Genomic DNA, 13,697 nt, shown 5'->3' with positions numbered 1-13,697 from the left:
GTTACTTAGCTATATTATACCTGAAACTGAAAAGTAACAGGGCCATCGTTAACGAGTGCTACTTTCATATCGGCGCCGAATTCACCTGTGGCCACCTCAATACCTTTGTTTTTAAGAGACGCTATAAACAAAGCGTACATGTTTTTACCGTGTTCCGGAGACGCACCTTTCGAAAAACCAGGCCGGTTCCCTTTCTGCGTATCTGCCACTAATGTGAATTGAGATACAACAAGCATTTCGCCACTGACTTGCCGAATATTAAGGTTCATTTTACCGTCTTCATCAGAAAACATTCGGTAGTTACATAACTTGTTAGCCAGTTTTTCTATTTCTGCTTCAGCGTCATTTTTTTCAACGCCTAGTAGCACTACCATACCTTGGCTAATCTCACCTATAATCTGATTATCAACGCTAACGTTAGCCTGTGATACACGTTGAACAAGTCCTATCATGTTCGGGTTTCCTGAATAAACTTTGCCATATCTCGCGTGGCACTGCACAGTGCATACCCTATGCTAGGCTCGGACGTACTATGCCCTGCATCAGGAATAATTTGTAGCTGACTGCTAGGCCAGGCCTTGTGAAGTGTTTCCGCTGCTTCTGTTTTACAAATCATATCGTAGCGGCCATGAATAATAGTGCCTGGAATATCACGAATTTTAGCAATGTTTTCAAGAATATAATTGTCATCGATAAAGCACGTGTTAATCAGGTAATGGCATTCAAGTTTGGCTAAACTCGTTACTAACGACAGGGGATATTGTGTAAGCGTATCGCCAATGCCTGGTGGTAATACAAGTCGAGATAATCGTTCTTCCCATTGATACCAACGCTTTAATGCAGCATGACGCAACACTTCGTTCGTATTCGAAAACGCTTTACTGAAATAGGCGCACACCGCCTTACTTGTCATCGGTGCGGGGATACCTTGGGTAAACTTTCTATAGTGCTCAGGGTAGAGTTGCGCAGCCCCGCCTGATTCAGACAGAAACCAGTCTCTGTCTTGCTCGCGCGCCAAAAACGTTCCTCGTAAAATGAGGCCAGATACATGCTGTGGGTGCGAAATGGCATACAGCAGGGCCAACGTTGCACCCCATGAACCGCCAAACAACAGCCATTTATCGATATTCAGGTGTTGCCTTAACGTTTCAATGTCGTTAACGCTGTCCCATGTTGTATTGTTTTCTAGGCTAGCAAATGGTGCAGAACGCCCGCAGCCACGTTGTTCAAACGCAACGATGCGATAGCGATTATTATCGAAAAAACAGGTGTAATTGGGCGGCAGTCCGGCACCTGGGCCGCCGTGAATGAAAAGTACAGGTATCCCATCAGGATTCCCACTTTGTTCATAGTAAAGCGAGTGCCCGTGTTCTACCTCGATAAATCCTTTCATGTAGCAGGTAACTTCAGGATAAAGTCGTTTCATTTTGTTTCTGCGCGTTGTGCGTGTAACCGTTTTAGTTTAGTTTAACGTTATATAACGAAAAACTATGTGTAGACGTCTGAGGTACTCATCGTCAATCATATTGTTTTTTATACATAACCATACTTTGGTAATAATTGCGAGGATGTTTCTATGGCAGGACAAGGATCCGGCGGTAATGTAATAGCGGCCATTTGTAACTTTTTTATTCCAGGCTTAGGACATTTGGTTCAAGGGCGTATTCTGGGCGCGTTGTTTTATTTTATTTCGGTAGGTGTCTGTTACGCGTTAGCGGCAACAGTGGTATTGGCTATCGTATTTTGGCCTCTAGGTGCAATACTTCACCTTATTTGTATCATTAGCGCAGCCAGGTTTAGAGGAAATCAATCATTATGAAACTTATTGTTTCGGTACTCGCCAGTGTATTTTTACTTTCAGGTTGCCAGTCAGCGTATTACGCAGCCTGGGAGAAAGTAGGCGTTGAAAAACGTGATATCTTGGTAGACCGTGTTGAAAATGCCAAAGAGTCGCAAGAAGATGCCCAAGAGCAGTTTAGTTCAGCACTAGAAGCCTTTGGTGCGGTCGTGGCATTTGACGGCGGTGAGCTTGAAGATGTGTACGACACACTTAATGGACAGTATGAAGATAGTGTAATGGCTGCAGAAGATGTCACAGCACGAATCAATAAGGTTGAAAGCGTAGCTGAAGCGCTTTTTGATGAATGGAGCGAAGAGCTAGAGAAATATCAAAATGCCTCACTTAAAAGAGACAGTGCTGCGAAGCTTCGTGATACTCAGCGTCGTTATGCGTCTTTAATGAAAGCGATGCGCAAAGCTGAAAGCAAAATGCCACCGGTATTAAGTGCGCTTCAAGATAATGTGCTTTATCTAAAGCATAACCTTAATGCCAGCGCGATTGGTGCACTACAAGGCGAGCTATCAAACATCGAAAGCAATGTGTCGCAACTCATTGTGCAAATGAACTCTGCAATTGCAGAATCAGATGCCTTTATTGCCTCAATGAAAAACTAGCGTTTTATGTAAACCGAAAAGGGCGTAAATAATACTACGCCCTTTTTTTATGCCTCTGGTACTTTTCGCGGTAAGTCTTCAGCTTTCCTGTTTTCAAAAGCCTCGCCTAAACTGCACGTGAATTCAGCGCCAAATAACACAATTATCCACGATAAATAAACCCACAAAAATAAAATCGGTACCACCGCTAGCGCACCATAAATCAGTTCATAAGAAGGGAAGTTCGTAACATAAAGCGCGAAACCAGACTTAGTCATTTCAAAGGCAATAGTAGCAAGAACAGCACCACTAATAGCATGGCGTACAAACACCCTTCTATTTGGCACCACCAAGTAGAGAATAGCGAACGCAATCATCGCGGCCCCACTTGGCACTAAGCTAAGTAATAGCGTGCCTAACCCAGGTGTATATTCTTCAGTAAACGCGGCAAGGCCGGTTAAATAAGAGCTAACTATAACGCTTGAACCAATCAGCAGTGGGCCTAATGTAATAACCATCCAATAAATGGCAAACGTATAAACGATGGGGCGATTACTTTCAGTACGCCATATTCTATTAAGCGTTTTATCTACATTAGATATCAGCATTAACGCCACAACTAATAGCGATAGAATACCTATGGCGCTCATCTGTGAGGCATTTCCCACAAAGTCGGTCATGTATTGGTGCACGACATCACTTGCAGTAGGAACGAAGTTATTAAACACAAAGTGTTCTAGCTTACTTCTTACCTCGGCGAAAGCAGGAAACGCAGACATAATGGTGAATGTCACCATGATAAAAGGCACAAGAGATAATAGCGTTACATAGGCCAGGTGGCCTGCAGATATCGTAATGTTATCTTGTTTGCATCTGGCAATGAAAATACGGAACAACTCTTTAAGTTGCGGCGTAATGTTGTGATAAAGGGTGGTTACCCGGTCAAAGTTCACGCGTTGACTCCTGAATATACGTATAGTTAGCTTACACCCGAGGTTAAATGGTATACGTCATGGGTAATAGGAGCAAAGGGTTTAGCGAATTAATCGGTTTCTAAAGATGTGCCTTGGCATGAATACCGAGGCACCGTGTAACATGTGAGTTATTTAGCGTCGCCTCGAACACCTAACATGTGGCATATTGCATAGCTTAACTCGCTACGGTTAAGCGTATAAAAGTGAAAATGCTTAACACCTTCTTTCGCGAGCACTTTGACTTGGTCCATCGCAATATTTGCGCCAATAAGGTTTCGTGTCGCCTGATCATCATCGGCCAACCCGTCAAACATTTTGTGAAGAAAACCAGGAACATGGACATTGGTAAAGCCAGCAAATTTCACCAAAGTTTGATAGTTAGTGACAGGCAATATACCCGGCACGATGTCTAAATCGATACCTGCTGCCGCAGCTCTATCGCGAAAGCGCAAAAATACACTGGTATCAAAGAAGAACTGCGTAATGGCTTCACTGGCTCCCGCTTCAGCTTTGCGCTTAAGGTTCAGCAAATCAAATTGCGCGTTAGGAGCTTCGGGATGCTTTTCAGGGTAGGCCGCAACGGAAATATCAAAGTCAGCGACATCTTTAAGCAATGCAACAAGATCAGAGGCGTACATTTCGGTCTCTTTAACACCTTGTGGCAGGTCGCCGCGCAATGCCACAATTCGCCGTATGCCAGAGTCCCAATAATCTTTTGCAATTTGTTTAAGCTCGTCACGCGAGGCGTCTACGCAAGTCAGGTGTGGTACTGCGGCAACACCGGTTTGTTGTTGAATACGTTTGACCACATCATGGGTACGGTCACGTTCACCACTGTTAGCGCCATAGGTTACCGACATATAGCTAGGCTTAAGCGGGGCAAGACGCTCAACCGACTTCCACAAGGTTTGCTCCATCTTTTCAGTTTTAGGTGGAAAAAACTCAAATGACACATCAATATCGCGTAGTTCCGATAAGGATTGATTTAATGCATCGATACCTTGTGCGTATGACACCATGATATATTCTCTATAATGGACGTTTAGACGTCTAAACTAAATAATATATGTCTAGACGTCAAGAGGTTTACACTGCTCAATTGACCTTTTCGTCAACTTGTTTAGAATTTCCCTTCATAACATAAATAAAAGTGAACAGAGTTAGCACAATGGCAGAATGGAATGGTAAGTATATTCACCCCTATGCAGAGCACGGTAAGAAGAGTGAGCAGGTAAAGAAAGTTACCGTTTCAATTCCTATCAATGTATTAAAAGCGTTAACCGATGAGAGAACGCGCCGTCAGATAAATAATTTGCGTCATGCAACGAATTCAGAATTGCTGTGTGAAGCATTCCTACATGCTTTCACTGGGCAACCTTTGCCAAACGATGATGATTTGCGTAAAGACAATGCTAATCGAATACCGGCTGAAGCCCGCCGAATCATGGAAGAAATGGGCATTGATATTTCTGTGGAAAATGAGCAGGAAGAGTAAAATCGGCAGCTATTAATCCACAAAAAAAAAGCGGCACTACGGCCGCTTTTTTTTGTTCTTGTTGTCAGTATCGTTATTCTGATGGCGGTGTGTTAAGTCGTGCCACGCCTGAGTCAATTGCCGCTTTTGATACCGCCGATGCGATACGTTCACACAGGCGAGGGTCCATTGGTTTAGGAATAATATACTCTTTACCAAAAGAAAGGCTGTTGCTCTTACTTGCTGCAAGCACTTCTTCAGGCACGTCTTCTTTTGTGATTGCCCGCAAGGCTTCAACCGCTGCTACTTTCATTTCGTCATTGATTGCGCTTGCGCGCACGTCTAGTGCCCCACGGAATATAAACGGGAAGCACAACACGTTGTTAACCTGATTCGGATAGTCAGAACGCCCTGTTGCCATGATCAAGTCTGAACGTACTTCGTGAGCCAGTTCAGGCTTTATTTCCGGATCTGGGTTTGAGCATGCAAATACAATAGGGTTGTCTGCCATCAGTGTTAATGTTTCTGGCGGCAGTAAATCGGGACCAGAAACGCCTACGAAGATGTCTGCACCGTCCATGACATCTTCAAGCGTACGCTTATCGGTATTGTTGGCAAACAGCTTTTTGTGTTCGGTAAGGTCGTCGCGGCGCGTGTGGATAACGCCTTTTCTATCTAGCATGTAGATGCGTTCGCGCTGTGCGCCGCACTTAATGAGCAGCTCCATGCACGCGACTGCCGCTGCGCCTGCTCCTAAACAAACGATTTTCGCGCTTTCGATATTTTTACCCTGAATCTCTAACGCATTAAGCATGCCCGCTGCAGTGACAATGGCCGTACCATGTTGGTCGTCGTGAAACACGGGAATATTACAGCGTTTAATGAGCTCTTGTTCAATCTCAAAGCACTCTGGAGCTTTAATATCTTCTAAGTTTATCCCACCAAACGTGTCTGCGATGTTAGCGACAGTATTGATGAACTCTTCGGTGGTTCTATGCTTTACTTCAATATCGATGGCATCAAGACCAGCAAACCGTTTAAATAAAAGCGCTTTACCTTCCATAACGGGCTTCGATGCCATTGGACCTAAATTTCCTAGCCCCAAAATTGCCGTTCCGTTACTGATGACGGCTACCATATTTCCTTTAGCGGTATATTTGTATACGTTATCTGGATCTTCAGCAATTTCCCTTACGGGCTCAGCAACGCCTGGGCTATATGCTAGCGCAAGGTCATCTACACCATCGGCAGGTTTTGTAAGCTCCACACTTATTTTTCCGGGCGTTGGGTAAGCATGATAATCTAGTGCGCGTTGTCTAAAGTCTGACATTAGTAAACATATCCTTCGATGTAGGGTTGAGGTGGTACGGTATAGCTGAAGTCAATGTCACAGTTTTTTGTTTTTGTCATTGTGGCAAAGTTACATCAGCGAAAAACGATATTGCTTAGTGTTTTTTTGTGCGGTAGATGATGAGCAAAACGTTATGCAGCAACTCTATCACAGCGTTTAACACTGTACATATCTGATCAGCCTTCTGTATGAGTACAATGTAGGTGACAGCAACTTGTAAGACCAGTAAAGACGTATAATATTAGCCATTCATGTTATTTATGCTGTCTTTTAGTTTCATACTGTAATCTGTATTGGAATGTTGGGTGAGATAGTAATGAATGGCGTTGTAAAGGATAAGACCGAATGTCTGAAAAGCAGTTGATAGTCGCACTCACCGATGTATGTGAGTGGGCAAAAGATGAAATAGCCGGCTTTGCATGGTTAACCCATGTAGGCCATTGGCGTAATCCTGCTATTACCGTGGTATTTGACACCGAAAAAAATAAGAATGACGCACTGATAAAAGGCCATGATAGTGCGTTGGATGAGCACATACAGTTTGCTGGTGCATGTGTAAAAGCAACGATTAAGCAAATACGTTTTGAAAGCGAAGAAGCGTGCAAACGCCGATGTGATGGAAACTGGGAACGCTTTCTTGCCATGCAAAACAAGCATTAATAAAGCAGATATAAAAAAAGCGCCGTATAGGCGCTTTTTTTCGTATTGCGTAATTAGGCTTACTTTTTGCCCAATGCACCGAAACGCTTCTTGAAGCGATCAACACGACCACCAGTATCAACGTTACGTTGCTTACCAGTGTAGAATGGGTGACATTCTGAACATACATCTAGGTTGATATCTTTACCTATTGTAGAACGGATGTTCATAACGTTGCCACAAGAGCATGTTGCTTTAATTTCAGTGTATTCTGGGTGGATACCTGGTTTCATGGGATTACCTCATCGATAAGGCCGTATCGCTATTCAGCCCGAAGCTAAACACCATACGCAACTTTAAATTAAATGGTAGGTCGCAATATGCAACCTGCCGCAAAAGAGCGGCGCATAATATAGGATGCTGTGGCAGTGATCAAGCAGTTTTTGTACGTGTAATGACCAGCAGGAATGCGTTTACGCTTATGGGTAGCGTGCGTTTTGCAGATTGATATGACGTTACGTTTGACATTCTTGCTAAATGCCAGATCATTACGTTTGTTTTTATTTTCCTAGGCAATTAGCACCAATGGCTTTCATTCAAGTCGCGGTCCCCATTCCGCTACGGCAATTATTTACCTATTCGCATGCTGCGGCGTTATCGCCAGGTGTGAGAGTATCTGTGCCGTTTGGACCGCGTGAGCTAATAGGTGTGGTGGTCGAAACGCTGAATGAAGATGCAAGCTTGGAGCATGCCGACAATGCCAAAATTAAGCCAATTAATGCGGTTATCGATGACGTTCCGGTTGTTGATAGTGCATTGCGTAAAATGGCGCAATGGCTTTGGCAATATTATCATCATGCCCCCGGTGAGGTCATGCATACCATGTTGCCCGTTCTGCTTAGAAAAGGGGAGCCTGCGACATTAACAGCAGAAACCATGCTGATAGCGCAGGACAACGCCGATAAAACGGTAATTACTGAACTAAGCAGGGCACCTAAACAAAAAGCCTGTTTTGAACACCTTTTGCTGCGTAGTATGCCCGCCGCGCAAGCGCGCAAAGTGTATTCTCCCTCTGCGGTTAAAGGCGTTATTGATAAAGCATTAGCTTATATTGAAGAAAGGGTGCCTGCGTTGCAGGAAAAGGCGTGGTTAACATCGCTGGCAGTAAGTGAAACCCCAACCCCTGATACTGAGCAGTCGGTTGCTATTGCGGCACTCAACCAGCAGCATGATAGCTTTGCGGTAAGTTTATTGGAGGGGATAACGGGCAGCGGAAAAACCGAGGTCTATCTTCAAGCTATCGAGCCTTTGCTAAAAGCGGGTAAGCAGATCCTAATACTTGTGCCCGAAATTGGCTTAACGCCTCAGACCGTTTCTCGTTTTGAACAACGCTTTTCTATTGAGGTGGGGGTGCTACATTCTCAGCTTAACGATAAAGCACGCTTGGCCGTTTGGCTTCGGGCTAAGGCAGGCGAGCTGGGCATTATCATCGGAACACGCTCTGCTATTTTTACCCCGCTGAAAAACCCAGGCATGATCATTGTCGACGAAGAACATGACGAGTCTTTTAAACAACAAGATGGCTTGCGCTATCATGCCAGGGACCTTGCCGCAGTAAGAGCTAAACATCATGGCATTCCTTTGCTGCTTGGCAGTGCGACACCTTCGTTGGAAAGTTTAAATAATGCACTTCATGGGCGTTATACGCACTTACAGCTGACGAGGCGAGCCGGCGGCGCTCAAACTACCAAACAGTTTGTTTTAGACGTTCGTGACCAGCCATTACACTATGGCATTTCCCAAGGCTTACTCACCATTATGCGCCAGCATGTCAGCGCGGGTAATCAAGTGTTGGTTTTTGTAAACCGTCGAGGCTATGCACCTGCTCTACTTTGTCACCATTGCGGTGAAACTGTCATGTGTAGTCGATGTGACCGCCCTTATACGGTTCATAAAGCGCAGAATCGCTTACAGTGTCACCATTGCGCGGGAACGCGAGCTATGCCTACCGCCTGTGGCGCTTGTCATAGTCATGCATTACAGACAGCGGGCACGGGAACGGAACAAGTGGAGCAGGGTTTAGCCGCGCTATTTCCTGATGCTAAGCAGGTGCGAATAGACAGCGATTCGGTGCGTGGAAAAGACAAGCTGCATCAAACGCTAGACGCCATTAATAAGCAAGAATATCAAATTCTCATTGGTACTCAGATTTTATCGAAAGGGCACCATTTCCCTCATGTCACCTTGGTAGTGGTGCTTGATTGCGATGGGGCGTTATTTAGCGCCGATTTTAGAGCGTCTGAAAAGTTGGCGCAGCTTACCACGCAATTGGCTGGTCGAGCGGGACGGGCGTCAAAACCCGGAGAGATGTGGCTGCAAACGCATAACCCCCAGCATCCATTGCTGCAAGACCTTGTGAACAACGGTTATGGACACTTTGCTCGCCACGCATTAACTGAGCGAAAAGCTGCGCGGCTTCCCCCCTATGTTAGCCAATTTGTTATTCGCGCTGAAGCCATGGATAGTGCGCAAGCATATGCCTTCCTGAATACGTGCAGACAAATTGTCAATCAACAGTCACAGGAAATAAGTATCGATATAGCAGGGCCATTTCCAAGCCTGATTGAAAAGCGACAAGGCCGCTTTCGTTTTATGTTGGTCTGCGGACACGCTAAACGCGCGCCTTTGCATCATGTACTGAGACAGGCGTTACCCTATATACAGGCGCAGGTACTTGCCAGTAAAGTTCGCTGGTCAATAGATATTGACCCGACTGACTTTAGTTAGCGAATCTAAAACAATTACGTTAGTATTCGGGGTGTACAAGTGCATGAGGGTTAGGCATTATTGTGCGCCCCAAAACAATAACAATACGTAGGAATTTCGCCGAACATGGCACAACGTGATTATGTCTCTCGTGGTCGTTCTCCACAGAAAAAGAAACCAGCAAGCAAACCTAAAGACAAACGTACGCCGTCTGGTGTAGCGTCGTTCCCTATTGTCCGCCTAACGGTTGTTATTCTTCTACTTATTGGTTTTGGCGTGTTCCTGTGGTCGATAAAAGACAACGCAACAGAAACGGTCGATAACGAAGCGCCCCGCACTGTTGCCCCGACGTTAGAGGAACTTCCTGAACTTCCACAAGAAGAGTGGGAGTATATTCGTACCCTTCCTGGCTATGAAGTTGAAGTTGATGTTGCTGAGCAAGAAAAATCAGACAAGCGCTATTTGATGCAGTGTGCATCGTTTAGAACACGTGCTCAGGCCGAGGAAATGAAGGCCAAAATAGCGTTTCAAGGCTTAGAAGCACTTATTCGAAGCAGTTCAGGCAGTAATGGCGACTGGTTTAGAGTGATTCTTGGGCCATTTAACACTAAGCGAGATGCTGAAAAAGCCAAACACAGCCTTAGAAAAGTCAATATTGCCACATGCCAAATTTGGTATTGGAATTTATAAGGCGCCTTGCAAACGCATCTTTTAAACCTTTCTCCCGCGCGATAAAGCCTTTTACAATGGCTTTATCGCTTGCTTCATTGTTTAGTAAAGTAGCGGTTATACGTGATAACCCTTGAAATTCTGCTGTCCTCCCCCACCTTTATATTCATTAAGATTTAGCGTTATTGCAGGTACGCAATAACACCCAGATAAACGGGGAATTAACGTGACAACGATTGTTTCAGTTCGACGTGGTAATCAAGTGGTAATGGCGGGTGATGGTCAGGTATCACTGGGTAATACGGTAATGAAAGGCAATGCCCGTAAGGTACGTCGCCTTTATCATGACAAAGTACTAGCAGGTTTTGCCGGTGGTACTGCAGATGCGTTCACGCTGTTTGAGCGCTTTGAAGCAAAATTAGAGGCCCATCAAGGCCATTTAACCAAAGCAGCCGTAGAACTTGCTAAAGATTGGCGAACAGACCGTATGCTTCGTAAGCTTGAAGCGTTATTGGCGGTGGCCGACGAGACGGCATCATTTATTATTACTGGTAACGGTGATGTCGTGCAGCCTGAGCAAGACTTAATTGCTATTGGTTCGGGCGGAAACTACGCGCAAGCCGCTGCAACAGCGTTATTAGACAACACTGAGCTTTCGGCAAAAGACATCGCTGAGAAAAGCTTAACGATTGCGGGTGATATTTGCGTATTTACCAACCATAGCCAGACCGTAGACGTTCTAGATTATTAATCCGCCGCGAACGCGTTGCGGTACGTGCTTTCACAGCACCATTATTTAAAAGGGTTTTTTCATGTCTGAGATGACACCAAGAGAAATTGTTCATGAACTAGACCGTCATATTATCGGTCAACAGAATGCTAAACGTGCAGTATCTATCGCACTTCGCAATCGCTGGCGCAGAATGCAATTAGAGCCAGAGTTGCGCCAAGAAGTTACGCCTAAAAACATTCTTATGATTGGCCCAACGGGCGTGGGTAAAACCGAAATCGCTCGTCGTTTAGCCAAACTTGCCAATGCACCTTTTATTAAAGTTGAGGCAACCAAGTTTACTGAAGTAGGGTACGTTGGTAAGGAAGTAGAAACGATTATTCGTGATCTTGCTGACATTGCAGTAAAAATGACGAAAGAAAACGAAATGGAGAAGGTGAAATTCCGCGCAGAAGAAGCTGCAGAAGAGCGCATTCTTGACGCCTTGTTGCCGCCGCCGGAAGATGCTTGGGGTAATAAGGAAGAGGTTGAAGATCGCGGCACCCGTCAGGCGTTTCGTAAAAAACTTCGCCAAGGTGATTTAGACGACAAAGAAATTGAAATTGATGTAGCATTGCCGCAGGTGGGCGTAGAAATTATGGCGCCTCCTGGTATGGAAGAAATGACAAACCAGCTTCAAGGGATGTTTCAAAACTTATCTGGCTCTCAAAAGAAAAAGAAGAAGTTAAAAATTAAAGAAGCGTTTAAGCTGCTGATTGAAGAAGAGGCTGCGCGCTTAGTTAACCAAGAAGACTTAAAAGAGAAAGCACTAGAAGCCGTTGAACAACACGGTATTGTGTTTGTCGATGAAATTGACAAGATCTGTAAGCGCGAAGGGAATACATCGGGCGATGTTTCTCGTGAAGGTGTGCAACGAGACTTACTTCCTTTGGTAGAAGGTTCAACGGTATCAACAAAGCACGGTATGGTGAAAACCGACCACATTTTGTTTATCGCCTCAGGCGCATTCCAAATGAGTAAGCCGTCTGACTTGATACCTGAGCTGCAAGGACGCTTACCTATCCGCGTTGAATTAACTGCGCTAAAAGTGGAAGACTTCAAACGTATTCTTACTGAGCCAAATGCGTCCTTGACCGAACAGTACGTTGCGTTAATGAAAACGGAAGGTGTTGATATTACCTTTGACGATTCAGGCATTCAGCGTATTGCAGAAGCTGCGTGGAAGGTGAACGAAACGACTGAAAACATCGGTGCTCGTCGTCTTCATACGGTGCTAGAGCGCTTGATGGAAGATATCTCGTTTGATGCGTCTGAGAAAAGTGGCGAAGCGTTTGTCATTGATGCTGAGTATGTAAATAGCCATTTAGATACCTTGGTCGACAACGAAGATTTATCGCGCTTTATTCTATAATAGTGCGATTGAAGCTTCTTACCCTTGGGTAAGGAGCTTCAATAATCTGCCTGTTATATCTACGCTTACCTCACGTTCTACTCGCAAGAAGAAAGGGCAAGGGTTAGCTTCAAGAAAGAAATACTCACCTTTGTGGTTTCGCCTCCAATCGATAGCACACCACTTCATACCTAGCCCTTTACACAATGTTTTAGCAAGTTGCTGTATCGATTTTGGTAACGGCGTTAGACACGGTGTGGCGGCGTCATCGTCTCGAAAGTCGTGAGCGAGGGAGTCTATTTGTACGCTTATCACATCATCGCCCAGTACATAACTTCTAATGTTCGTGCCAGGTATAAATGCCTGTAGCGTTACGGGGTGTTTGTCTACCAATGATGAAACATAATGCAAGTTGTCGTCTTCTTTACGTAGCAACGTCGCTGTCTTCCCGCCACGCACAGGTTTGTGTATGACATCATCCATGTTATTGCAAAACTGCTTAGCCACGCGAGACGCGTTGCCGATACACGTATAAGGAATAGTGGCACCTAACTGACAAGCGGTCTTAAGTTGGTGCGGTTTACATTGGTGCGCACGCACGGCATCAATGCTATTTACCCAGCGAGTGCCGGTATATTGCAACCAGCACATCAAGGCACTGTCATGTTCACTGGCTAGCCAGTTTTTATGCTGACACGTAGTGGCATTAAGAATTGGCCTTTCATATTGGTGCCAATATACGGCATGGATGTTTGACATAGCGATTCGGTTAGAAGGCAGATGCTTGTGATAATCAAAATGCAGTAAACCATCATCATAGTCTGGGTCGTAACTTAGCTGCCAACGTGTTCCAAAATAGGCAGTGTTAACAATGAATGGGGTATACCCCGTTGCAAAAAGTGCATGTGAAACATGCTGAATTTGTGGGTCTTGCTCGTTACCTAATAATGCTATGTTCACACCTTCATCCTGTAAGTGCTTTTATCATCTAAAAAGGCGCTGCATAAAACAACAGCGCCTGCTTAGTACCTGATATAGTTAGAGATAAACGGGCAAGTCGCCGCCGCCTTCACCAATGGCCATCGTGATGTAAACGGGTGGAGTGACAACAGTAATAGGGCCCGTGTCTTTCGTTGGTAAACTTCTCTCTGGTGTAGGAATGTGCGCTGCCCCCGATACATCATTAAATGCATCATCAGCAAGCTGTACAGGTGTTAACGTTACTGGGTTTTTCATAATTACGCTCCTTGTATGGCGTGATAGTAAAATGC

Annotated in this window: 16 protein-coding genes; 8 read left to right on the top strand and 8 right to left on the bottom strand. The window is 45.0% G+C overall.

Annotated features, from left to right (window positions below; all coding sequences use genetic code 11):
* Positions 1-14 precede the first annotated feature (14 nt).
* Together dtd and pip are read right to left on the bottom strand one after the other, a co-directional pair.
* On the bottom strand, positions 15-452 hold the full coding sequence (dtd, locus tag ACOJRU_RS15690) for a D-aminoacyl-tRNA deacylase (RefSeq protein ID WP_421132661.1): 438 nt from the start codon (positions 450-452) through the stop codon (positions 15-17).
* The gene (gene pip / locus ACOJRU_RS15685) at positions 449-1,426 is read right to left on the bottom strand and encodes a prolyl aminopeptidase (RefSeq protein WP_421132660.1); all 978 of its coding nucleotides are present in this window, start codon (positions 1,424-1,426) and stop codon (positions 449-451) included. Before pip ends, dtd begins: the two co-directional genes overlap by 4 nt.
* 150 nt (positions 1,427-1,576) lie before the next feature.
* Here pip and ACOJRU_RS15680 point away from each other — a divergent pair, with 150 nt between their 5' ends.
* Together ACOJRU_RS15680 and ACOJRU_RS15675 are read left to right on the top strand one after the other, a co-directional pair.
* Positions 1,577-1,819, top strand: a complete 243-nt coding sequence (locus tag ACOJRU_RS15680) for a hypothetical protein (protein WP_421132659.1) — start codon at positions 1,577-1,579, stop codon at positions 1,817-1,819.
* Positions 1,816-2,454 carry a DUF2959 domain-containing protein gene (locus ACOJRU_RS15675; RefSeq protein WP_421132658.1) on the top strand — a complete coding sequence of 213 codons (639 nt, stop codon included), beginning with the start codon at positions 1,816-1,818 and terminating at the stop codon, positions 2,452-2,454. The genes ACOJRU_RS15680 and ACOJRU_RS15675 overlap by 4 nt, the downstream gene beginning before the upstream one ends.
* 47 nt (positions 2,455-2,501) lie before the next feature.
* On the opposite strand, the gene ACOJRU_RS15670 is transcribed toward ACOJRU_RS15675, so the two are convergent.
* A complete protein-coding gene (locus tag ACOJRU_RS15670) occupies positions 2,502-3,386 on the bottom strand; it encodes a virulence factor BrkB family protein (RefSeq protein WP_421132657.1) in 885 nt (294 codons plus the stop codon).
* A 149-nt stretch (positions 3,387-3,535) separates the two neighbouring features.
* Positions 3,536-4,426 carry a methylenetetrahydrofolate reductase gene (gene metF / locus ACOJRU_RS15665; RefSeq protein ID WP_421132656.1) on the bottom strand — a complete coding sequence of 297 codons (891 nt, stop codon included), beginning with the start codon at positions 4,424-4,426 and terminating at the stop codon, positions 3,536-3,538.
* Positions 4,427-4,575: 149 nt separating this feature from the next.
* Between metF and metJ the strand changes: the two genes are divergently transcribed.
* Positions 4,576-4,902 carry a met regulon transcriptional regulator MetJ gene (metJ, locus tag ACOJRU_RS15660; RefSeq protein ID WP_421132655.1) on the top strand — a complete coding sequence of 109 codons (327 nt, stop codon included), beginning with the start codon at positions 4,576-4,578 and terminating at the stop codon, positions 4,900-4,902.
* 73 nt (positions 4,903-4,975) lie between these two features.
* Here the strand turns inward: metJ and ACOJRU_RS15655 are convergent, their stop codons facing one another.
* Positions 4,976-6,211: a malic enzyme-like NAD(P)-binding protein gene (locus ACOJRU_RS15655; protein WP_421132654.1), complete on the bottom strand. Its 1,236-nt coding sequence runs from the start codon at positions 6,209-6,211 to the stop codon at positions 4,976-4,978.
* Between the two features lie 366 nt (positions 6,212-6,577).
* Here ACOJRU_RS15655 and ACOJRU_RS15650 point away from each other — a divergent pair, with 366 nt between their 5' ends.
* On the top strand, positions 6,578-6,892 hold the full coding sequence (locus ACOJRU_RS15650; RefSeq protein ID WP_421132653.1) for a hypothetical protein: 315 nt from the start codon (positions 6,578-6,580) through the stop codon (positions 6,890-6,892).
* 59 nt (positions 6,893-6,951) lie between these two features.
* Here the strand turns inward: ACOJRU_RS15650 and rpmE are convergent, their stop codons facing one another.
* Positions 6,952-7,164 carry a 50S ribosomal protein L31 gene (rpmE, locus tag ACOJRU_RS15645; RefSeq protein ID WP_421132652.1) on the bottom strand — a complete coding sequence of 71 codons (213 nt, stop codon included), beginning with the start codon at positions 7,162-7,164 and terminating at the stop codon, positions 6,952-6,954.
* A gap of 292 nt (positions 7,165-7,456) precedes the next feature.
* Here rpmE and priA point away from each other — a divergent pair, with 292 nt between their 5' ends.
* The 4 genes from priA to hslU all read left to right on the top strand — a co-directional run bounded on the left by priA (position 7,457) and on the right by hslU (position 12,447).
* Positions 7,457-9,658 (top strand): primosomal protein N', encoded by a 2,202-nt coding sequence (priA, locus tag ACOJRU_RS15640; protein ID WP_421132651.1) that lies wholly within the window; start codon positions 7,457-7,459, stop codon positions 9,656-9,658.
* Between the two features lie 105 nt (positions 9,659-9,763).
* Entirely contained in the window at positions 9,764-10,327 is a 564-nt protein-coding gene (locus ACOJRU_RS15635; RefSeq protein WP_421132650.1) for an SPOR domain-containing protein, read from the top strand.
* A 205-nt stretch (positions 10,328-10,532) separates the two neighbouring features.
* Positions 10,533-11,057 carry an ATP-dependent protease subunit HslV gene (gene hslV, locus ACOJRU_RS15630; protein ID WP_421132649.1) on the top strand — a complete coding sequence of 175 codons (525 nt, stop codon included), beginning with the start codon at positions 10,533-10,535 and terminating at the stop codon, positions 11,055-11,057.
* A 61-nt stretch (positions 11,058-11,118) separates the two neighbouring features.
* On the top strand, positions 11,119-12,447 hold the full coding sequence (gene hslU / locus ACOJRU_RS15625; protein ID WP_421132648.1) for an HslU--HslV peptidase ATPase subunit: 1,329 nt from the start codon (positions 11,119-11,121) through the stop codon (positions 12,445-12,447).
* Positions 12,448-12,465: 18 nt separating this feature from the next.
* Here the strand turns inward: hslU and ACOJRU_RS15620 are convergent, their stop codons facing one another.
* Both ACOJRU_RS15620 and ACOJRU_RS15615 read right to left on the bottom strand, forming a co-directional pair.
* Complete coding sequence (locus tag ACOJRU_RS15620; protein ID WP_421132647.1) at positions 12,466-13,386, bottom strand: ATP-grasp domain-containing protein; 921 nt, start codon at positions 13,384-13,386, stop codon at positions 12,466-12,468.
* Positions 13,387-13,464: 78 nt separating this feature from the next.
* A complete protein-coding gene (locus ACOJRU_RS15615) occupies positions 13,465-13,662 on the bottom strand; it encodes a hypothetical protein (RefSeq protein WP_421132646.1) in 198 nt (65 codons plus the stop codon).
* Positions 13,663-13,697: the final 35 nt, after the last annotated feature.

Source organism: Alteromonas algae (genome assembly GCF_049117195.1).
GTDB lineage: Bacteria > Pseudomonadota > Gammaproteobacteria > Enterobacterales > Alteromonadaceae > Alteromonas.
This window is presented reverse-complemented; position numbering and strand designations above follow the sequence as displayed.